The sequence below is a fragment of the Gordonia westfalica genome, from assembly GCF_900105725.1.
Lineage (GTDB): Bacteria > Actinomycetota > Actinomycetes > Mycobacteriales > Mycobacteriaceae > Gordonia > Gordonia westfalica.
In genome coordinates, this window is record NZ_FNLM01000034.1 from 2,249,222 (window position 1) to 2,269,089 (window position 19,868).

Below are 19,868 nucleotides of genomic sequence, written 5' to 3' on the forward strand. Positions count from 1 at the left end.
ACATGACCACCATCGAACGACCCCCGGCCCCCGTCGAGTCCCCCAGCGTCGACTCGCCGACCGCCGCCGGTTCCGGCAGCGCCGCTACCGCAGCCTTCGCCGGCCACCGGTTCACCGCCGACACCTCGCCGGAACGCTTGTCGGCCATCGCATCCGAGGCCTTCGCCGGTTTCAGCGCGTTGATCGACAAGTACGAGATCACCTACGACGAGTACCGGGTCCTCAAGCAGTGGCTCATCGACGTCGGCGAGGGTGGTGAGTGGCCGCTTCTGCTCGACGTGTTCGTCGAACACGACATCGAGGAGGTCAACTCGCGGAAGTACCAGGGCACCAAGGGAAGCATCGAGGGCCCGTACTACCTCCCCGACTCCCCGCTGCTGCCCGCACGCTGCACCCTCCCGATGCGCAGCGTCGACGCCCGCGAGACGCCGTTCGTGATGCACGGCCAGGTCACCGACCTCGACGGCAGCCCGATGGCCGGCGCGACGATCGAGATCTGGCACGCCGACGCCGAGGGCTACTACTCGGGGTTCGCGCCGCACCTCCCGGCCTGGAATCTGCGCGGCACGGTCGTGACCGACGGTCAAGGCCGCTACGAGATCACCACCATCCAGCCCGCGCCGTACCAGATCCCGACCGACGGACCGACCGGCAAGTTCATCGAGACCGCCGGCTGGCACCCCTGGCGACCCGCGCACCTGCATCTGCGGGTCTCGGCCAAGGGCCGGCATCCGATCGTCACGCAGCTGTACTTCGCGGGTGGCGACTGGCTCGACAGCGACGTCGCCTCGGCGACCAAGCCGGAGCTGCTCCTCGACCCCAAGCCGGACGAGGACGGTCGGAACGTCGTGCAGTACGACTTCGCACTCGATCCCGAGTAGCGATCTCACCCGCAGAACGGGTTCGCGAGCGGTCCGGGTTCTCCCCCTCTGGAACCCGGACCGCTTTGCGCTGGGTACGGTGTATTTCGTGGATGCGACGATCTATCACAACCCGAAGTGCTCGACCTCGCGCAAGACGCTGCAGGCACTCCGCGACGCCGGCATCGAGCCGACCGTCGTCAAGTATCTCGACGAGCCGTACACGCGCGAGCAGCTCGTGCAGTTGTTCGCCGACGCCGGACTCACCCCGTCGGAGGCCGTTCGCAAGCGCGAGGCGCTCGACAAGGAGCTGGACCTCGCGTCGGCGACCGATGATCAGATCCTCGACGCGATGGTCTCTCACCCCGTCCTCGTCGAGCGTCCGATCGTGGTGACCGACAAGGGAACCCGCATCCCGCGGCCGTTCGAGAAGCTCGACGAGATTCTCTGAAGGGGCGTCGGTCCCGGGAATCCGGGACTTTGGTCGCACGGATGACCCGATCGGCGACCGATTTGTACAGCTCTGTGCCAGAACGCGATTCAGGTGTTTCGGCGATCACCGATCCTCGCTAGCATCGGACACATGAGCTACGAAGCCAAGATGATCATCCTGTCCACCGAGAACCTGGACGAATCGATCAAGTTCTACACCGAGACGCTGGGCATGTCGCTGAAGTTCCGCGACGGCGCCCACTTCGCCGCACTCGACGGCGGCCCGGTGACGATCGCCCTCGCCACCGCGGTCGACCACCCGATCCCCGGCAAGGTCGTCGTCGGCATCAAGACCGCCGACGTCGACGCCGCCGCGAAGGCGATCGAGGCCGACGGCGGCGCCATCGTCAAGGGCCCCTACGACGACGCACACGAACGTCGTGCCGTGGTGTACGACAACCAGGGCAACGGGCTGGTGTTCTACAGCCCGCTGAACCGCTAGCCGGCCGACTACTGAGCGAGCACCGGCGCCGGTAGCGGCTTCTGCAGGGCCGGGACCGCGAGAGCTGCGACGCCGCGCAGGAGTCCCTTGGTCATGGCGAAATAGTCGAAGTAATCGCGCCACACCGCGATCCGGCCCTCGCGGATCTCGAAGCGTCCGCACACCCAGAACTGCAGGTGCAGTCGCCCGAAGCGCAGCTCGTCGATGCGTTCGGTCAACACGACGCCCGCCTCGTCGGCGCTCACGTTGATCATGCGGTAGTTGAAGTTGATCCAGGACTTGCTCGCGACGCCGCCCAGCACTCCGGCGACTTTCTTCTTGCCGTAGATGGTCGGCAGCGACACGTTGGTGTAGGCGATGTCGTCGTCGATCGTCGCGAGCGCGGCCGAGGTGTCGTCGCGCGCGAACGCGTCGAGGAGTGTCGTCACGATCTCGATCGGGGTCTGTGAGGTCATGGCAGCCCAGTATGCCGTGGATCCGGCCGTCCACGTGGGGCGATGTGACATCTCGGCAGGTCGTCGACTATCCTTGCCACCGTTGTCTCGGCGAGGGTGACCCAGTCACCGTGATCGGCGCGACCATCGCAGTCTCCTCTGGTGCCCGCATGTGGCCCGGTGGGTGTCCGCGGTCGGAATCCGTGCCCGTTGCTCGTCGCGACGGACGAACGACCGCAACCACTGATCAGAGGAGATCACCATGGCTACTCAGGCCTCCAAGCTGGCTGTCAGCACCCGCACCGAGAAGGGCAAGGGCGCCGCTCGCCGCGCACGTCGCGAGGGCAAGGTTCCCGCCGTGCTCTACGGCCACGGCACCGACCCGCAGCACCTGCACCTCCCGGCCCGCGACTTCGCCGCGATCCTGCGTAACAACGGCCTCAACGCGATCATCGATCTCGACATCGAGGGCACCAGCCAGCTCGCGCTGACCAAGCAGGTCGACGTCCACCCGATCCGCAACTACATCGAGCACGCCGACCTCCTCATCGTCCGCCGCGGCGAGAAGGTGACCGTCGAGGTCGCCATCGTCGTCGAGGGTGACGCCGCTCCCGGCACCCTCGTCGTCTCCGACGCCAGCGTCGTCGAGGTCGAGGCCGACGCCCTGTCGATCCCCGAGCAGATCGTCGTCAGCGTCGAGGGCGCCGAGGCCGGCACCTCCATCCACGCTTCCGACCTGGACCTGCCGGAGGGCGTCACCCTGATCGCCGATCCGGAGACCCTGATCGTCGCCGTCAACGAGGCCCAGGCCGCGGCCACCGAGTCCGACGCCGACGCCACCGAAGGTGCCGAGGGTGAGGCTGCCGAGGCTCCCGCGGAGTCGGAGTAATCCGACCCCCGAACTGCTCGACCCGAGTGGTGAGATCGAATCAGTGGTGAAACTGATTGTCGGACTCGGTAATCCCGGGTCCAAGTACGAGAAGACGAGGCACAACGTCGGCGCGATGGTCGCCGACGGCCTCGTCGACTCGGCAGGCGAGCGCTGGAAGGTTCACAAGAAATCCGGTGCGGAGGTCGCCGAGGTCCGCCTCGGCGGCCAGTCTGTTCTCGTGGCCAAGCCACGCGTCTACATGAACGAGTCCGGCCGGCAGATCGGCCCGCTGGCCAAGTTCTATTCCGTCGCGCCTGCCGACCTGATCGTCGTTCACGACGAACTCGACATCGACTTCGGTGCGGTACGACTCAAACGCGGCGGCGGCGAGGGCGGCCACAACGGGCTGCGGTCGATCAGCCGGGTCATGGGCACCCGCGACTATCTGCGTGTGCGGATGGGCATCGGCCGTCCGCCCGGCCGGCAGGACCCCGCCGACTTCGTGCTGAAGCCGTTCCCGTCCGCGGACCGGGCCGAGGTCGAGCTGATGATCCGCAACGGGTGCGACGCCATCGAACTGCTCGTCTCCCAGGATCTGGAGAGCGCACAGAACACCGTGCACGCCTGGTAGTCCCCCGCTCCCTGAGGTGCGAGCGCAGCGAGCCACGAAGGGCTGACGAGATGTGCTCACCAGCCGTTCGTGGCTCGTCGCTTACGCTCCTCGCACCTCAGGGAGCGAACGGGTCAGGCGTTCTCCTTGCGGAACACCGAAGTACCCCACCAGGTTCCGAGGCTCGCCAGGATGAGTGAGGCGAGAACTCCCCACAGGACCTGAGCGCTCGCGAGGTCGCCGCCGAAGGTGTCGCGCACGGCGTCGACGATCCAGCGGAACGGCATGAAGTCGCTCAATCCCTGCAACCATCCCGGCCCGAGCGTCATCGGCAGCAGGATTCCGGACAGCAACAGCACCGGCATCATCACCATGTTGATGAGCGGGGCCATCACATCCTCGCTCTTCGTCGTCAGCGCCAGGGCGTTCGACGCCGCGGCGCACGCACCGCCGATGAGCAGTGTGATGAGGATGCCGAGGATCACGCCGACGATCGACCCACGCATGCCCATGGCGTAGCCGAGGATCACCAGGATCAGGGCCTGCACCAGCAACTGCAGCATGTCGCGCATCAGACGACCGGCGAGCAGCGCCGTCCGGCTCGCCGGGGTGACCCGCTCGGCCTCGATGACACCCTCACGCCATTCGCCGATCAGGCTGAAGCCGGCGAACAACGCCCCGAACAGTCCCAGCTGCACGAGAAGTCCCGGCACCAGGAAGGTGTACGGGTTGTCCGCGCCGCCGGGGAACTGCGCCACCAGCGGCTTGAGCAACGGGCCGAACAGCAGCAGGTAGAGGATCGGCTGCATGACGCCGATCAGGACCCAGGCGGGATTGCGCAGGTTCATCCGGATCTGGCGCCGGAACACGATGGTGCTGTCACGGAAGAAGCTGTTCATCGGGCGACCTCCTGCTCGGTGCGTCGGGTGGACTCGTCGGAAGTGGTTGCGGCGGAGGCAGGTTCGATTTCCACGGGATCACGTTCGGTCTCCGCGTCGCGCAGCGAGCGGCCGGTGAGGGTGAGGAACACGTCGTCGAGGGTCGGCCGGATGACCTCGATGGAATCCAGCGAGATCCCCGACGCGTCGAGGTCTCGGAGCAGGCCCGGTACCGCCCGGCCCGCGCGCGGCACCCGGCCGCGGACATGGCGTCCGTCCACCTCGATCCGGCCGCCGCCGTTGCCGCCACCGACCGAGGCGAGTCTCTCCGCCGCCGTCGTGACCGCGGCGGCGTCGGCGACCTCGAGGGCCACCAGATCGCCGGAGACCTGCGCTTTGAGGTTGTCGGGGGTGTCCGCGGCGACGATCCGGCCGTTGTCGATGATGAGGATCCGGTCCGAGAGTTCGTCCGCCTCGTCGAGATAGTGCGTCGTGAGGAACACCGTCGCGCCGCGTTCGGTCCGCAACCTGCGGATGTGCTCCCACAGGTTGGCGCGGGCCTGCGGGTCGAGGCCCGTCGTCGGCTCGTCGAGGAACACCAGCGACGGTTGGTGGACGAGCCCCATCACGATGTCGAGGCGGCGCTTCTGACCGCCGGACATGTTCTTGGGCATCCGTTCCCACAGGCCGTCGAGCTGCAGCTCCGAGAACAGCGCCCGGCCGCGTCGGGTCGCCTCGGCTCGCGAGAGCCCGTAGAGCATCCCGTGGTCGACGATCTCGTCCCCGGCCTGCGCCTGGCTGAACGTGCCTCCGGCCTGGGACACGTAGCCGATGCTGCGTCGAACTGACACCGGGTCGGCGACGACGTCGTAGCCGTTGACCGTTGCAGTGCCCGCGGTGGGCCGCAGCAGCGTCGTCAGCATCCTCAGCGTGGTCGTCTTTCCCGCGCCGTTGGCCCCGAGGAAGCCGACCACCTCCCCCTCGGCGATGTCGAGGTCGACGCCGTCGACGGCTCGCACCTCGCGCTTCTTCTTGCCTTTCCCGGTGTGGAACACCTGGACCAAACCGCGTGCGTGAATCATGCGGACTCCCCTTCTATTCCGGCCTGCCGTGAGGTTTCGACCGATCTGCGCCCCAGTTTTCATCGCAATGAGGACACATTCGGTCCGCTTCGGCCGTGGAGATCCGAATCGGCCGGTAACGATGTGCGTAGGGGGATGCGGTACTTCCTAGTAAGTGGCCGGGTGAGTACCGTCGTATGTCGGGTCACATATTCGGAAGGAAGACCATGGCAGTCATCGCGGACACCTCAGGGATCAACAACATCGGCATGCTCGGGATCGGCGCCTACCGCCCGGAGCGTGTGGTCACCAACGACGAGATCTGCGAGCACATCGACTCCTCCGACGAGTGGATCTACACCCGCACCGGGATCAAGACCCGCCGCTTCGCCCGTCGTGACGAGAGCGTCATGGAGATGGCGGTCAACGCCGGACGCAAGGCCATCGCGAACGCCCTGCTGCACGGCTCCGACATCGACGCGGTCATCCTCGCGACCAACACGCACCTGCTCCTGACCCCCGCCGGTGCAACCAAGGTCGCCACCGAACTCGGCTGCAATGGCGTCCCCGCCTTCGACGTCACCGTCGGCTGCGCAGGCTTCGGCTACGGCATGGCCCTCGCGTCGGACATGATCCGCGGCGGCAGCGCCACCAACGTGCTGGTCATCGGCGCCGAGCAGCTGTCGGTGGCCCTGGACATGACCGACCGCACCAACTGCTTCATCTTCGGCGACGGTGCCGGCGCCGTGGTCGTCGGACCGACCGAGGAACAGGAACTCGGCCCGGTGGTCTGGGGTTCGGACGGCTCGCAGTTCAACGCCATCCGCCAGGACTACGACTGGGTGACCTTCCTCGACGGCGACCGCGTCCACCGCCCCTACCTGCGCATGGAGGGCACCGCGGTGTTCCGCTGGGCCGCGTTCGAGATGGGCAAGGTCGCGCTGCGCGCCCTCGAGGCCGCCAAGCTCGGTTCCGAGGACCTCGACGTCTTCGTCCCCCACCAGGCCAACGCCCGCATCAACGAGCTGCTCGCCAAGAACCTCAAGCTGCGCGACGACGCGGTGGTCGCCAAGGACATCGAGTACACCGGCAACACCTCCGCCGCCTCCATCCCGCTCGCCATGGAGGACCTCCTCTCCACCGGCAAGGCACAGCCGGGCCAGACCGCCCTCCTCCTCGGCTTCGGTGCCGGACTCTCGTACGCCTCGCAGGTCGTCAAGCTCCCGCCGGTGCCGTTCGAGTAGGACACCTCTTCCAGTTGCGGCAGTTGGTCCCGCTTTCCGGGACCAACTGCCGCATCTGTTTTCAGACAGCGAGCGCCTGACGTACGCGCTCGACGACGTACTCCGGACGTTCCCTGAGATCCGCCCACGTGAAGTTCAGGACCGTCCAGCCCTGTGCGATCAGGTCGTTTCGCCGACGGCGGTCGCGCTGAAACGTCTCGGCGTCGCGATGGAAGGCCATGCCGTCGATCTCGACGGCGAGCATCCTGTCCGGGAACGCGACGTCGACGAAGTATCCGTCGACCGGGTGGTTGCACATGAAGCCCTCCACTCCGCCCTGCCGCAACAGATCGACCGCGAGCCGTTCGGCCTCGGACCGCGCTCCGGCCTCGACCCCGGCAACCAGCGCCGCGATCGCAGTCGCGTCCCCCTTCCTGCGACGACGCTCAGCAGCGGTCCGTAGCTGCTCGATCGACACCCGGCGCAGGAGCAGCGCGGCGTCGAGGACGTTGCTGCCGCTTTCGACCGACGCCTCCAGCACAGATAACGGCAACGATGTCACGACGAGGTGGTCGCGAGTGACCGTCTCGGCATCCGCGAGAGGCCGGTAGCGCAGCTGGACTCCCTCGACCGGTGATCCGTGCCGAGACCGCGGCGCGGTGACGGTGAACTTCTTCGGCGGCTCGTCGACGATGCCGTGCCACCACGCGGCACCGACGCCGGACAGTGCTGCGCCGTTGCCGACCGCAGCCACCGCGAGCCGGGCTCGGGTCCGCGGCGTGACCGGATGATCAGCCAGGGTGTACACGCCGCGCGATTGCGGCGTCCACAGGCCGGCCCCCACGCGTCGATGGATACCCGACTTGGTCAGCCCGAACTCCAGAGCTTCGGCGATCGTCACGACCCCGTCGCGTGTGAGCGCGTGGCGTCGAAGGCGGGGTGGCATCTGCACGACGATTGGACGCGACGACCCCTCCCGCCGGTTCCCGGCATCTGAGATTGCGGCAGCTGGTCCCGGCTGCCGGCACCAGTTGCCGCATCGTCGGAACGCCATCAGTTTGGATGCCCCCCGACCAGCCGAGTAGCCTCGAATCTCGTGAGTTCTCACGTCGCAACCGAGGTCAAGCGCCGACGTACCTTCGCGATCATCTCCCATCCGGACGCCGGTAAGTCGACGATGACCGAGGCGTTGGCGCTGCATGCGCGCATGATCAGCGAGGCGGGTGCGATCCATGGCAAGGCGGGACGCAAGTCCACCGTCTCCGACTGGATGGAGATGGAGAAGGCCCGCGGCATCTCGGTCAGCTCCACCGCGCTGCAGTTCAACTACGCCGCCGAGCACAGCGAGCCGGACGTGCCGAGCGTGATCAACCTGGTGGACACCCCCGGTCACGCCGACTTCTCCGAGGACACCTACCGCGTGCTGACCGCCGTCGACGCCGCGGTGATGCTCATCGACGCGGCCAAGGGCCTCGAGCCGCAAACCCTGAAGCTCTTCCAGGTGTGTCGTCACCGCGGCATCCCGGTGATCACGGTCATCAACAAGTGGGACCGTCCCGGTCAGAGCCCGCTCGAGCTGATCGACGAGATCACCGAACGCATCGGTCTCACGCCGACCCCGCTGTTCTTCCCGGTCGGCATCGCCGGCGACTTTCGCGGCCTGCTCGACCGGCGCACCGGCGAGTACGTGCACTTCACCCGCACCGCCGGCGGCGCGAAGATCGCCCCCGAGGAGATCATGAGCGCCGACGACGCGGCGGCACGCGAGGGCGACGAGTGGACGGCCGCCGTCGAGGAGAGCGAACTGCTCTCCGAGATGGGTCAGGACCACGACCAGGAGATGTTCCTGGCCGGCCAGACCTCACCGATGATCTTCGCCTCGGCGATGCTGAACTTCGGTGTGCGGCAACTGCTCGAGGTGCTCGTCGAGCTCGCTCCACCGCCCGCCGGCCGCCTCGACATCGAGGGCAACGAACGTCCGGTGACCGACCCGTTCAGTGCCGTCGTGTTCAAGGTGCAGGCCGGTATGGACTCCAGTCACCGAGATCGCTTGGCGTACATGCGGATCGTGTCCGGCGAGTTCGAGCGCGGCATGGTCGTCACGCATGCGCAGACCGGGAAACCGTTCGCCACCAAGTACGCCCAGGCCGTGTTCGGCCGGGACCGTTCCACCGTCGACACCGCCTATCCGGGCGACGTCGTCGGCCTGGTGAATGCGACCGCGCTGGCCCCGGGCGACACGCTCTTCGACGGGCCGAAGGTCCAGTTCCCGCCGATTCCCTCGTTTGCGCCGGAACATTTCTCGACGCTGCGTGCGACGACGGCCGACAAGTACAAGCAGTTCCGCAAGGCGATGGACCAGCTCGACAGCGAGGGCGTCGTGCAGGTGCTGCGCAACGACACCCGCGGCGACATGTCGCCGGTCCTCGCCGCGGTGGGCCCCATGCAGTTCGAGGTCGTCACCGCCCGCATGAAGGCCGAGTTCAACGTCGACACCATCATCGAACCGCTCGGGTACACCATCGCCCGACGAACCGATGAGGAGAGCGCACCCGAACTCGACCGGCAGCGCGGCGTCGAGGTGTTCACCCGGACCGACGGCGCGATCCTGGCGCTCTTCAGCGACAAGTGGCGTCTGCAGTACATCGAGAAGGAACATCCCGACCTGACGCTGCAACCCCTTGTCGCCGCGGCGGATTGACTCGATGACGCGTCACCTCGTGCGCACCCGCGGTGCCGGCGCGCTGGCCGCGGTAGCCGCGGCGGCGCTCCTCCTGTCGGGCTGCGCCGGCGACCCGACACCGGCGCCGGTGTCGACGAGCACGGCACCCACCCCGGCGGCCAGGCCGATCGATCCCGCGAAGTGCGCGGAGAAACCACCGCGGGGAAGCGTCGACCGCGGCGGCCACGGCCTCGACTTCCGTTCCGGCGACATCCGGATCGCGATCACCGAGCCGGCCGGCACCACGACCGGACTCCCGGCAGCCGGCAGCGGCGCAACCTCCGACGACGCGACCAGCTGCTACGAGTTCACGCGGTGGGGTCCGTCGCGGCCCGACGTCCCACCGGACTCATTGCTGTTCGTGTTCAAGGGAACCGGGACCGACGGCGCCCAGATCGAGTTCCCCATCAGCGAATTGACCGGCGGCACCGTCCCACCGGCCGGCGGCGGACCACGACCCACCGCCGGACCCCTGACGAAGCCGATCAACGCTCAGGTCGGGGTCTCGGTCGACGGTGTCTACCACCAGTCCTCGGCGTGCCAGCTCAGCATCAGCGGGATGTCGGGCAAGCTCGCCGCCGGATCGTTCACCTGCCCGGAAGCCTCACGAGTGGAAGCCAACCCGTTCGCGCCCGACGACGACGTGGCCTACGACGCCGACGAGAAGTCGGCCTCCCCGCAGCCCGACGCCGGCACCCCGCCGACCGTCGTGCTGTCCGGACGGTTCCAGCTGACGCCGTAGTTACCCGCCCACGATCCGCGCGACGACCGCCGGGTCGACGTCGTCGATCCCGGCGGGGTCGAACGACGGGTTGCGGTCCTTGTCGACCAGCACCGCCCGCACCCCCTCGCGGAAGTCGTTGGTCGTCGTGATCTGTTCGGCCGCATGTAGTTCCCGGTCGAAACACTCGTCGATCCCCGACTGCGCACCGGCGCTGATCATCGCGGCCGTGACCCACAGGCTGGTGGGTGACGCCTTCTCCATCAGGCCGATCATCTCCTCGGCCCACTCGTCGCCGATCGCGCCGCGCAGGCCACCGACGATGGCGGCGATGTTGTCGTCAGCGAAGTACTCCCCGATCTTGCGGAGCGGGACGTCGCTGGTCTCGGTGGTCCCCGAAGTCGCCAGCGCGTCGGCCAGCGATCCACCGGACCGGATGACCTCGGCGACCCCCGGCAGATCGGCCGACGACACGAAATGCGTTGCCAGACCGACGGCCACGGCGTCGATGCCGCGGAGGCGTGCGCCGGTGAGGCCCAGCCACATGCCGACCCCCTCGGGCAGCCGCGGCAGGAAGTAGGTGGAGCCGATGTCCGGGAAGAAACCGATCGCGGTCTCGGGCATCGCGATCATCGCCTTCTCGGTGACGACCCGGATCTCGCCGTGCACACTGATGCCGAGCCCCCCGCCCATCGCGGCGCCGTCGATCAGGCTGATGTAGGGCTTGGGATAGTCGGCGACCATCTGGTCGAGGCGGTACTCGCGGCTGAAGTAGCGCGTGATCGCCGTGGCGTCTCCGTCGAGCGAATGATCGCGGATGGCCCGGATGTCGCCGCCCGCGCAGAACGCACGGTCGCTGGCCGAGGTGACGAGAACCGTGTCGATCGAATCGTCGTCGCCCCACTCGCCGAGCGTGGCGTACATGTCGTCGATCATGGTCAGGTCCAGCGCGTTCAGGGCTTTCGGGCGGTCGAGGACGATCTCGCCGACTCCGTTGGACACCGAGGTACGAATGAAGGACATGCCCTCAACCGTAGCGGCGACACGAGGAACCGGACGAATAGCCCGGCCTGAAAACCTGTTGGCAGACCCGAACCCATCCGCTACGGTGGACCCCGCTGTAGCCGCCGACCCGAGGAGTGATCCCGCACGTGAAGAACTGAAGTGGCCCCCGCCGATGCGCGCGACGTCGAACAGACGCCCCGTCGGTGAATCCTCACCACTTCAGGAGTCTCGTGTCCACATCTCTGTCTTCCCAGGCGTCGTCCATCGTGCTGTCCGACGTCTCGTTCATCTGGCCCGACGGCACCGTGGTCTTCGACCACCTCAACCTCACGCTGGGCGCCTCGACGTATTCGTTGATCGGCGCCAACGGCGCAGGTAAGTCGACGTTGCTCGGACTGATCGCGCAACGCCTGCGCCCGGCGTCGGGCAGCGTCGCCATCGCGGGCACCGGTTCCGCCCCGAGGTCGGGATCGTTCCGCAGGATCCGCAGTCGGATCCGGCGTCGACCGTGTCCGCGGCCCTCGGCATCGACGGCATCCGCGCCGCGATCCGTCGCATCGAGGGCGGCTCGGTCGACACCGCCGACTTCGACACCGTCGGCGACGACTGGGATGTCGACGAGCGGGCGCTCGAACTCCTCGCACAGATGGGTCTGCCCACCGATCTCGACCGCCGGGTCGGTGCCATGTCGGGTGGCGAGGCGACGCTGTTGTCGATCGTCGCAGCGCTCATGCGCAGACCGTCGGTCCTGCTCCTCGACGAACCGACCAACAACCTCGACACCAGTTCACGGACAAGGCTTTTCGACGCCATCGACGCCTTCGCCGGCACGGTGATCGTCGTGAGTCACGATCTCGAACTGCTCGAGCGCGTAGACGCGACGCTCGAGCTGTATCGGGGCCGCGTCCGGTTCTTCGGCGGTCCGTACACGCACTATCGCGAGATCGTCGACGCCGAGCAGGACGCGGCGGAGGCGGCGGTCGCGACCGCCGCCGGCGATCTCCGCAGACAGCGCCGCGAGCTGGTAGACGCGCAGATCAAGCTCGATCGCCGGGCTCGCACCGCGGCGACCGCCGAACGGGAGAAGCGGGTGCCGAAGATCATCGCGCACAAGCGTCGAAGCGAGGCCCAGGTCTCGGCCGGAAAGCTGCGCAACGCCCATCGCGACGACGTGGCAGCGGCCGCCTCCCGTCTCGACGGGGCGCGTGAGGACGTCCGCGACGACCGAACCGCACGCATCTCGGTGCCCGAGGTCGAGGTCGCGTCACGCACCCAGGTCATCACCGACGATCGGCTGCGCATCGACGGCCCGGAACGGATCGCGCTCGTGGGGCCCAACGGTTCCGGGAAGTCGACGCTGATCGCCGACCTCATCGGAAGCGAGTCCATCGCGGTTCCGTATGCGTATGTGCCGCAACAGATCGCCTTCGACGACCCGGCGGTGTCGATCGCCGGAATGGTGTCGGCGCACCATCCGGACATCGGCACGCAGGAGGTCCGCGCCCATCTGGCGCGCTTCCTGTTCCGCGGAACGCGCGCCGACCGTGCGCTCGGGGAGCTCTCCGGCGGCGAACGGCTGCGCGTCGGCCTCGCCGACGCACTGCTCGGTGACCCGACCCCGAAGCTGCTGATCCTCGACGAACCGACCAACAACTTGGATCTCGACACCGTCACGCAACTCGTCGCGGCGCTCGAGAGCTGGAACGGCGCGCTACTCGTCGTCTCGCACGACGCCGGGTTCCTGGACCGGATCGGGATCGACCGTCGGGTCGGGATGGACGGGTCATCACCAGGCAAACCTTCGATCCATAGGTAGTTCCTCACGCGTCCTGAGCCACCCCGACTTTGAGGGTGACCGGGCTCTCGTGATCGGATGAATGTTGCGCAGCACAACAGTCGTGGCGATTCGCCGCGAACGAGACAGCCCAGGAGGCCGGACATGACCACTATCGAGGTGACCGGTCGGCGTCAGCAGCAGGCCTGGGCCGACAAGGTGCTCCCACCCGTCGAAGAGGTGCGTCCCGGCCTGTGGTCGATCCCCGTGCCGATGGGCCCCAATCCACTGCGATACGTCCTGGTCTACGCCCTGGCGCGACCCGACGGCGGCCTGGCGCTCATCGACGTGGGCTGGCCGTCGGACGAGTCGTGGCAGGCCCTCGTCGACGGCATCCGCAGCACCGGCCACGACGTCACCGACGTCCGATCGGCCGCCATCACCCACTTCCATCCCGATCATTTCGGCCTGGTCCCGAGGCTGCTCGAACACACCGACGCCGAACTCCTGATGCACCGCGACGACGCCTGCCACCTCCGCTATCACTCCGACGACGAGGTCGAACGCCAGCTCGACGAGGCCCGGTGGGAACTGCGGGTGCTCGGCGCCCCGGCCGACGTCGCCGGGCTGGGACTCGTCGACTTCGTCCGGTTGCCCGACGGCCGGACCATCGATCGGGAACTGACCGCCGACGCCCCGCTCGACATCCCGGGCTGGAACCTGCGCGCGATCTGGACACCTGGCCACACCCCCGGCCACCTGTGTTTCGCCGACGACGACGCCGGGATCATCTTCACCGGTGACCACCTTCTGCCCCGGATCAGCCCGAACGTATCCACCAGCCCGATGCAGACGCAGAGCCCGCTCGCGGACTACCTGACGTCGCTGGCCAACACCGAGCGGATGCGCGACCACGAGGCCCTGCCGTCGCACGAGTACCGCTTCCGCGGTCTGGGCGCCCGCGTCACCGGACTGCTGTCCCATCACGAGGAACGGCTCACCGAGATCACCGAGACGGTCGCCGCCCGCCCGGAGTCCACGGCATGGGAGATCACCCGGTCCGTCAGCTGGTCCCGGCCGTTCAGCGACCTCAACCTCACGATGAAACGACTCGCCCTCCGCGAGACCGACGCTCACCTGCTGGTCCTGAGTGAACGCGGAATCCTCGCCTCGACGACGGCACCGACGGAACCCGACCTCGCCGACACCGCGATCGAACCGGTCCGGTGGTCGCTGTCGACCATGTCCGAACACCGCACCAGCAGTTCACCATCCGCAGTTCACCACACAGAGGAGAATCACGCATGAGCGCCGTGCTCACCGAGTTCGCCGACGGAGTCGCCGTCATCACGATCAACCGCCCCGAGGCGAAGAACGCCGTCAACCTCGAGGTGTCCGAGGGCATCGCCGCCGCCATCGACGAACTCGAGTCGCGCGACGACCTCACGATCGGCATCCTCACCGGCGCCGGCGGCACGTTCTGCGCGGGCATGGACCTCAAGGCCTTCTCGCGCGGCGAGCAGGTCTCGCTGAAGGGCCGCGGTTTCGGTGGCCTCACCGAGGCCCCGCCGAGCAAGCCGCTGATCGCCGCGGTCGAGGGCTGGGCCCTGGCCGGAGGCTGTGAGCTCGCCCTGTCGGCCGACCTCGTCGTCGCCGCCGAGAACTCCAAGTTCGGCATCCCGGAGGTCAAGCGCGGTCTCGCCGCAGCAGCCGGCGGCCTTCTGCGTCTGCCGAAGATCCTCCCGTACCAGGTCGCGATGGAACTCGCCCTGACCGGTGACCCGCTCACCGCCGAGCGCGCCCACCAGTTCGGACTGGTCAACAAGGTCACCGCGCCCGGCGAGGCACTCGCCGGTGCGCGTGAGCTGGCCGCGAAGATCGCCGCCAACGGACCGCTCGCGGTGCGCGCCACCAAGCAGGTCACCTCGATGGCCATCAAGTACACCGACACCGACCTGATCAAGAAGCAGTGGGACTACCTCACCCCGGTCTTCAAGTCCGAGGACGCGCAGGAGGGTGCCAAGGCATTCGCCGAGAAGCGCGCTCCCCAGTGGAAGGGCCGCTGATTGTCGCAGCGGAAGGGCCGCTGAAGCCCGGAGAAGTGAGTCACTAGAGTGGCTGGAGTGGACCTGCACCTCGTGACCTACTTCGTCGCGGTCGTCGACCACGGCGGGATCACGAGGGCCGCCCAGTCGCTCTACATCTCCCAGCCCTCGTTGTCGCAGGCCATCCGGACGCTGGAGAAGCGTCTGGGTGTGACCCTGTTCGACCGGACGGGTAGACGCCTCGAACTCACCGAGGCCGGACGCAAGCTCGACGACGCGGCGAGGCGCATCCTCGCCGACGTCGAGCGCGCCAAGCGCAAGGTCGACTCGGTGCGGAAGCTACAGGCCGGACGTGTCGACGTGGTGACGTATGCGGCGTTCAGCATCGACCCCCTCGTCGACATCGTCCGCCTGTTCCGGGAGCGATTCCCGAAGCTCGCGGTACGAGTCCTCGCCGCCGACAGCCCGGCGGGTGTGCTCTCCGCACTGCGCTCCGGGAACGCCGAGATCGGCGTCATCGACTCGTCGGCCGAACACGCGACGTTCTCCGCCATCCCGATGTCCGAACAGGAACTCGTGGTGGCCGCGCCGGAGGAACTGGCCGACGGCCTACCGGACACCGTGCCGCGCAGTGCCATTCGGTCGGTACCACTGGTCGTCGACCACAGCGACCAGCACACCGCGGCCCTGTTCGCCGAACTCATCGACGACGACGCGCACAACATCGTGATCGACTGTCCGCTGCCGGCGGCGATCTGGAACCTCGTCGAACGCGGCACGGGCGCAACGGTTGTCCCGCGCGTCGTGGCCGACAAACAGCTCGCCGGCGCCCGGCAGCTCGCGCTCGATCCGCCGCTGACGCGGCCGTGGGGGCTCGTCCTCCGTTCGGGACTACCGTCGCCGGCGGCGCTCGCGTTCATCTCCGCGGCCCGCGCACATTCCGGACTGAGCCCGGAACCGATCGAGACCCGGGACTGGTAGGCCGCCATGGAATTACGTCAGGTCGAATACTTCCTCGCCGTGGTCGAGAACCAGGGCATCGGCGGTGCCGCGACGGCACTGGGTGTCGCGCAGCCGACGGTCTCGCAAGCATTACGCGCCCTCGAACGCGAACTCGGCGTGCAATTGTTCCACCGCATCGGCCGGGGCATGGTCCTGTCGGCCGCCGGTCGCACGATGGTGGGTCCGGCACGCCAGATCATCCGCGACGTCGACGCCGTCGGCGATCTCCTCGCGGCCGAGGAGGACGAGCTCACCGGCCATCTCGACCTGCTCGCCTCCCCGGCCACCGCGGTGGGTCCGGTCGTCGACCTCATCGCCAGATTCCGCGCCACCTATCCGCGAGTATCGGTGCGGCTCGGCGAATTACGGGACGAGACACGGGCCGCGTCCACCATCGAGGACGGCCACTGCGAATTCGCCGTCGCCCATCTTCCCATCGCCGGTGACGCCCTCGAGGTGATCGTTCTCGGTGAGCAGGAATACGTCCTCGTCTATCCCGAGGACGCCGAGGTCCCCGACGGACCGATCCCGCTGGGAAACCTGCCCGCGTTCCCGATGGTGTTCGTGCCGCGCGGACAGTCGGTGGCCGACGAGTTCGAGGAGGCCATCCGGGTCGGCGGGGTCCGACCACCGCTCGCCGTGCTCTCCGAGCACCGGGAGGAACGACTCCCCATGGTGCTGGCCGGGATCGGCGGCACCCTCCTCGAACGGTCGATGGCCACGACGGCGGCGGACCGCGTCATCATCCGCGAGACCGAACCCCGCTTCGTGCGGCCGTTCGCGATCGCCTTCGACCCCGCATCCCTGTCGCCGGTGGGTCAGGCGTTCGTGGAACTCATTCGCGCGCAGGCGGGTTGAGACCAGGCTGAAGAGAATCGATGCGTTGAAGCTGATCGGCAGCTAGAGTCGAAGGACCTCGTGGGGCGCGGTCCTTTTGCCGTCGCTCCTCGATACAACTCCAATCCTCCCGAGGAGCAGACCCATGCCCCGCTTCGCTCTCACCGCCCCACCGCCCCGCTCCGCCCCTCGACGTGCGTCGGGCCACCGCGTCGCCCTGGTCATCGCGTTGGTCGCAGCCGTGATGAGCCTGAACTTGCTGGCCGCGCCCGGCGCCGGCGCAGCGACCACCACAACGTTGAAATGGAATACCTCGTCGATCACCTACAACATCGTGAACGGCGTGGGGTTCGGTGCCGGCGTGAACTTCAAGTTGGGATCGCACAAGACGCGAAATCTGACTCTCTTCGGCCGGTACAGCTGGGGATGGAATCGGGCGCTGAACGGCCAGACGCTCCCCTCGACCTGGAAAAACCAATATCACGTTCGTTTCCTGGACGCTGCCGGCAAGGCGGTGTGGACGCAGTACAACTCCATCCCCAACGGCGGCAAACGCACCTACTCCGTGGGCAGCAACGTCAGGACGATTCAGGTCACCGCTGGAACCAACAAGGACCCGTACGGGCGGCCACGCGTGGTCGCCGTCGGACCGGGCGTCGCATACGAATCCTCGTAGCGGCACCGCCCCGACCGGACAGCTCGAACAGCCACATCACGTGGAACACCGGGCCCCCACTGGGTGAATTCAGTGGGGGCCCGGTGGGTCTGTGAGGTCAGGCAACTCGTTCGAAGATCGCGGCGAGTCCCTGACCGCCGCCGATGCACATCGTTTCGAGGCCGTAGCGGGCCTCCCGGCGCTGCAGTTCGCGGGCCAGCGAGGCCAGCATGCGGCCGCCGGTCGCGCCGACCGGATGGCCCAGCGAGATCCCCGAGCCGTGGACGTTGGTGCGGTCGAAGTCGCCTCCGGAACCGAAACGGCCGAAGCCCCATTCGCGGGTGACGGCGAGAGCCTGGGCCGCGAAGGCCTCGTTGAGTTCGATGAGGTCGATGTCGGCCAGGGTCAGACCGGCCTTGGCCAGCGCATTCTCGGTGGCCGGCACCGGCCCGATGCCCATGGTGCGCGGCGGGACACCGGCGAGTCCCCACGAGACGAGCCTGACGAGCGGGCGCAGGCCCAGCTTCTCGGCGACCTCGCCGGTGGTGACGATCGCCATCGACGCGGCGTCGTTCTGTCCGCTGGCGTTGCCCGCGGTCACGGTGGCCTCGGGGTCGGCCTTGCCCATGATCGGCTTCAACTTGGCCAGCGACTCCAGCGACACGTCCGGGCGCGGATGCTCGTCGGTGTCGATGACCGTGTCGCCGCCACGGCCCGGCACGGTGACCGGGATGATCTCCTCGGCCAGCACGCCGTCCTTCTGGGCACGCACTGCGCGAGTGTGGGATTCGACGGCGAGCTCGTCCTGCTCCTCGCGGGAGATCTCGTATTCCTTGCGGAGGTTCTCCGCGGTCTCGATCATGCCGCCGGGTACCGGGTAGTGCTTGCCGCCGGCGGTCGAGCGGGCGCGGACGAGGCTGTCGTGCATGGCGATTCCGGTGCGCGCGCCGCCCCACCGCATGTCGACGGAGTAGAACGAGGCGTTGCTCATCGACTCGGCGCCACCGGCGACGACGAGATCGTTGTCACCCGAGCCCACCTGGTACGCGGCCTGGATGACGGCCTGCAGACCCGAGCCGCATCGACGATCGATGTGCATGCCGCCCACCGTGATCGGCAGTCCGGCGTCGAGCGCGATGACGCGGCCGAGGGCGGGGGCCTCGCTGTTGCCGTTGCAATGTCCGAGGATCACGTCCTCGACCTTCTCGCCGTCGAGCCCGGTGCGCTCGAGCAGGCCCTTGAGCGCGGTGACGCCCAGGTCGACTGCCGTGAGGCTCTTGAACATCCCGCCGTAGCGTCCGATGGGGGTACGGACCGGCTCGCAGATGACGACGTCGCGCATGGGTGAAACCTTTCGCAGAATCTCAGAAGTGGAAATGTTTGTGTGAGAGCGGGTCTCACATGAAGCGTCCGCCGGTGACCTCGAGGACCGTGCCGGTCATGTACGACGACATGTCCGAGGCGAGGAACAGGGCGACGCTCGCGACCTCTTCGACCTCGCCCGCGCGGTGCATCGGGATCTCCGACATCTTCTGGTCCCAGGCCTTCTGCGGCATCGCCTCGGTCATCGCCGAGCGGATGAGGCCGGGCTGGATCGCGTTGACCCGCACACCGTGGTGAGCCATCTCCTTGGCCGCGGCCTTCGTCATGCCGACGATGCCGGCCTTCGCGGCGGAGTAGTTGGTCTGGCCGACCATGCCGACCTTGCCCGACAGCGACGAGATGTTGACGATCGCACCGGACTTCTGCTCACGCATGATCGCGGCGGCCTTGCGGGTGCCGTTCCAGGTGCCCTTGAGGTGCACCGAGATCACCAGGTCGAAGTCCTCCTCGGTCATGGTGCGCATGGTGGCGTCGCGGGTGATGCCGGCGTTGTTCACCAGCACGTCGAGCGAACCGAAGCCGTCGACCGCCTCGGCGAGCAGCGCGTCGACCTCGCCGGCCTCGACCACGTCGCACTTCACGGCGCGGGCGACGTCGCGGTCACCGAGCTTGTCGGCGGCGGCCTGCGCGGCGTCGAGGTTGAGGTCACCCAGGACCACCTTGGCGCCGGCGTCCACGAAGGAGCGGGCGATCTCGAAACCGATGCCCTGGGCGGCGCCGGTGATGACGGCGGTGCGTCCCTCGAGCAGCGGCTGGGCGGTGGTGGATGACATGTTCGGTCCTTCCCGGGAAGTCCTGGCGCCGGGCACCAGGTCTCGATCTGATGCGGCACCAGACGACGTACTACGGACAG

20 protein-coding genes and 1 pseudogene are annotated in these 19,868 nt (G+C 67.9%); 14 read left to right on the top strand and 7 right to left on the bottom strand.

Annotation, left to right across the window (positions count from 1 at the left end; all coding sequences use genetic code 11):
* The first annotated feature begins 2 nt into the window (after positions 1-2).
* From catA to BLU62_RS15660, 3 genes are all read left to right on the top strand, one after another.
* Positions 3-881 (top strand): catechol 1,2-dioxygenase, encoded by an 879-nt coding sequence (catA, locus tag BLU62_RS15650; protein WP_074850498.1) that lies wholly within the window; start codon positions 3-5, stop codon positions 879-881.
* 88 nt (positions 882-969) lie between these two features.
* On the top strand, positions 970-1,311 hold the full coding sequence (arsC, locus tag BLU62_RS15655) for an arsenate reductase (glutaredoxin) (protein WP_074852933.1): 342 nt from the start codon (positions 970-972) through the stop codon (positions 1,309-1,311).
* Positions 1,312-1,443: 132 nt separating this feature from the next.
* Positions 1,444-1,794, top strand: a complete 351-nt coding sequence (locus BLU62_RS15660) for a VOC family protein (protein ID WP_074850499.1) — start codon at positions 1,444-1,446, stop codon at positions 1,792-1,794.
* A gap of 8 nt (positions 1,795-1,802) precedes the next feature.
* Here BLU62_RS15660 and BLU62_RS15665 read toward each other — a convergent pair whose 3' ends face one another.
* Entirely contained in the window at positions 1,803-2,249 is a 447-nt protein-coding gene (locus tag BLU62_RS15665) for a limonene-1,2-epoxide hydrolase family protein (RefSeq protein WP_074850500.1), read from the bottom strand.
* A gap of 241 nt (positions 2,250-2,490) precedes the next feature.
* Between BLU62_RS15665 and BLU62_RS15670 the strand changes: the two genes are divergently transcribed.
* Both BLU62_RS15670 and pth read left to right on the top strand, forming a co-directional pair.
* A complete protein-coding gene (locus BLU62_RS15670; protein WP_074850501.1) occupies positions 2,491-3,117 on the top strand; it encodes a 50S ribosomal protein L25/general stress protein Ctc in 627 nt (208 codons plus the stop codon).
* Positions 3,118-3,163: 46 nt separating this feature from the next.
* Positions 3,164-3,730 (top strand): aminoacyl-tRNA hydrolase, encoded by a 567-nt coding sequence (gene pth / locus BLU62_RS15675; protein ID WP_074850502.1) that lies wholly within the window; start codon positions 3,164-3,166, stop codon positions 3,728-3,730.
* Between the two features lie 113 nt (positions 3,731-3,843).
* Here pth and BLU62_RS15680 read toward each other — a convergent pair whose 3' ends face one another.
* Complete coding sequence (locus BLU62_RS15680) at positions 3,844-4,608, bottom strand: ABC transporter permease (RefSeq protein WP_074850503.1); 765 nt, start codon at positions 4,606-4,608, stop codon at positions 3,844-3,846.
* Entirely contained in the window at positions 4,605-5,669 is a 1,065-nt protein-coding gene (locus tag BLU62_RS15685) for an ATP-binding cassette domain-containing protein (protein ID WP_074850505.1), read from the bottom strand. Before BLU62_RS15685 ends, BLU62_RS15680 begins: the two co-directional genes overlap by 4 nt.
* A gap of 206 nt (positions 5,670-5,875) precedes the next feature.
* Between BLU62_RS15685 and BLU62_RS15690 the strand changes: the two genes are divergently transcribed.
* Entirely contained in the window at positions 5,876-6,892 is a 1,017-nt protein-coding gene (locus BLU62_RS15690; RefSeq protein WP_074850506.1) for a beta-ketoacyl-ACP synthase III, read from the top strand.
* Positions 6,893-6,953: 61 nt separating this feature from the next.
* Here the strand turns inward: BLU62_RS15690 and BLU62_RS15695 are convergent, their stop codons facing one another.
* Positions 6,954-7,823, bottom strand: coding sequence for a type IV toxin-antitoxin system AbiEi family antitoxin domain-containing protein (locus BLU62_RS15695; RefSeq protein WP_074850508.1), 870 nt, complete (start codon positions 7,821-7,823; stop codon positions 6,954-6,956).
* 144 nt (positions 7,824-7,967) lie between these two features.
* Between BLU62_RS15695 and BLU62_RS15700 the strand changes: the two genes are divergently transcribed.
* Both BLU62_RS15700 and BLU62_RS15705 read left to right on the top strand, forming a co-directional pair.
* Positions 7,968-9,572 carry a peptide chain release factor 3 gene (locus tag BLU62_RS15700; protein ID WP_074850510.1) on the top strand — a complete coding sequence of 535 codons (1,605 nt, stop codon included), beginning with the start codon at positions 7,968-7,970 and terminating at the stop codon, positions 9,570-9,572.
* A 19-nt stretch (positions 9,573-9,591) separates the two neighbouring features.
* Complete coding sequence (locus tag BLU62_RS15705; RefSeq protein ID WP_074852934.1) at positions 9,592-10,335, top strand: hypothetical protein; 744 nt, start codon at positions 9,592-9,594, stop codon at positions 10,333-10,335.
* Here the strand turns inward: BLU62_RS15705 and BLU62_RS15710 are convergent, their stop codons facing one another.
* On the bottom strand, positions 10,336-11,337 hold the full coding sequence (locus BLU62_RS15710) for an enoyl-CoA hydratase/isomerase family protein (protein WP_074850512.1): 1,002 nt from the start codon (positions 11,335-11,337) through the stop codon (positions 10,336-10,338).
* Positions 11,338-11,549: 212 nt separating this feature from the next.
* Here BLU62_RS15710 and BLU62_RS15715 point away from each other — a divergent pair.
* The 6 genes and pseudogenes from BLU62_RS15715 (at position 11,550) to BLU62_RS15740 (ending at position 17,653) form a co-directional block, all read left to right on the top strand.
* Positions 11,550-13,135, top strand: a pseudogene (locus BLU62_RS15715) (ABC-F family ATP-binding cassette domain-containing protein).
* A 123-nt stretch (positions 13,136-13,258) separates the two neighbouring features.
* The gene (locus tag BLU62_RS15720; protein ID WP_074850514.1) at positions 13,259-14,401 is read left to right on the top strand and encodes an MBL fold metallo-hydrolase; all 1,143 of its coding nucleotides are present in this window, start codon (positions 13,259-13,261) and stop codon (positions 14,399-14,401) included.
* On the top strand, positions 14,398-15,159 hold the full coding sequence (locus tag BLU62_RS15725; protein ID WP_074850516.1) for a crotonase/enoyl-CoA hydratase family protein: 762 nt from the start codon (positions 14,398-14,400) through the stop codon (positions 15,157-15,159). Before BLU62_RS15720 ends, BLU62_RS15725 begins: the two co-directional genes overlap by 4 nt.
* A 57-nt stretch (positions 15,160-15,216) precedes the next feature.
* The gene (locus BLU62_RS15730) at positions 15,217-16,119 is read left to right on the top strand and encodes a LysR family transcriptional regulator (protein ID WP_074850518.1); all 903 of its coding nucleotides are present in this window, start codon (positions 15,217-15,219) and stop codon (positions 16,117-16,119) included.
* Between the two features lie 6 nt (positions 16,120-16,125).
* Complete coding sequence (locus BLU62_RS15735; RefSeq protein WP_074850520.1) at positions 16,126-16,998, top strand: LysR family transcriptional regulator; 873 nt, start codon at positions 16,126-16,128, stop codon at positions 16,996-16,998.
* A 124-nt stretch (positions 16,999-17,122) separates the two neighbouring features.
* Complete coding sequence (locus BLU62_RS15740; RefSeq protein ID WP_074850522.1) at positions 17,123-17,653, top strand: hypothetical protein; 531 nt, start codon at positions 17,123-17,125, stop codon at positions 17,651-17,653.
* A 97-nt stretch (positions 17,654-17,750) separates the two neighbouring features.
* Here the strand turns inward: BLU62_RS15740 and BLU62_RS15745 are convergent, their stop codons facing one another.
* Both BLU62_RS15745 and fabG read right to left on the bottom strand, forming a co-directional pair.
* Complete coding sequence (locus BLU62_RS15745) at positions 17,751-18,974, bottom strand: acetyl-CoA C-acetyltransferase (protein WP_074850524.1); 1,224 nt, start codon at positions 18,972-18,974, stop codon at positions 17,751-17,753.
* Positions 18,975-19,029: 55 nt separating this feature from the next.
* The gene (fabG, locus tag BLU62_RS15750) at positions 19,030-19,788 is read right to left on the bottom strand and encodes a 3-oxoacyl-ACP reductase FabG (RefSeq protein ID WP_074850526.1); all 759 of its coding nucleotides are present in this window, start codon (positions 19,786-19,788) and stop codon (positions 19,030-19,032) included.
* Positions 19,789-19,868 lie beyond the last annotated feature (80 nt).

Excerpts from the sequence above, each read along its gene's own strand:
- catA (WP_074850498.1), top strand. The coding sequence starts at position 3 with ATGACCACCATCGAACGACCCCCGGCCCCCGTCGAGTCCCCCAGCGTC.
- BLU62_RS15660 (WP_074850499.1), top strand. The coding sequence starts at position 1,444 with ATGAGCTACGAAGCCAAGATGATCATCCTGTCCACCGAGAACCTGGAC.
- BLU62_RS15665 (WP_074850500.1), bottom strand. The coding sequence starts at position 2,249 with ATGACCTCACAGACCCCGATCGAGATCGTGACGACACTCCTCGACGCG.
- BLU62_RS15670 (WP_074850501.1), top strand. The coding sequence starts at position 2,491 with ATGGCTACTCAGGCCTCCAAGCTGGCTGTCAGCACCCGCACCGAGAAG.
- BLU62_RS15680 (WP_074850503.1), bottom strand. The coding sequence starts at position 4,608 with ATGAACAGCTTCTTCCGTGACAGCACCATCGTGTTCCGGCGCCAGATC.
- BLU62_RS15685 (WP_074850505.1), bottom strand. The coding sequence starts at position 5,669 with ATGATTCACGCACGCGGTTTGGTCCAGGTGTTCCACACCGGGAAAGGC.
- BLU62_RS15690 (WP_074850506.1), top strand. The coding sequence starts at position 5,876 with ATGGCAGTCATCGCGGACACCTCAGGGATCAACAACATCGGCATGCTC.
- BLU62_RS15710 (WP_074850512.1), bottom strand. The coding sequence starts at position 11,337 with ATGTCCTTCATTCGTACCTCGGTGTCCAACGGAGTCGGCGAGATCGTC.
- BLU62_RS15720 (WP_074850514.1), top strand. The coding sequence starts at position 13,259 with ATGACCACTATCGAGGTGACCGGTCGGCGTCAGCAGCAGGCCTGGGCC.
- BLU62_RS15725 (WP_074850516.1), top strand. The coding sequence starts at position 14,398 with ATGAGCGCCGTGCTCACCGAGTTCGCCGACGGAGTCGCCGTCATCACG.
- BLU62_RS15735 (WP_074850520.1), top strand. The coding sequence starts at position 16,126 with ATGGAATTACGTCAGGTCGAATACTTCCTCGCCGTGGTCGAGAACCAG.
- BLU62_RS15740 (WP_074850522.1), top strand. The coding sequence starts at position 17,123 with ATGCCCCGCTTCGCTCTCACCGCCCCACCGCCCCGCTCCGCCCCTCGA.
- BLU62_RS15745 (WP_074850524.1), bottom strand. The coding sequence starts at position 18,974 with ATGCGCGACGTCGTCATCTGCGAGCCGGTCCGTACCCCCATCGGACGC.
- fabG (WP_074850526.1), bottom strand. The coding sequence starts at position 19,788 with ATGTCATCCACCACCGCCCAGCCGCTGCTCGAGGGACGCACCGCCGTC.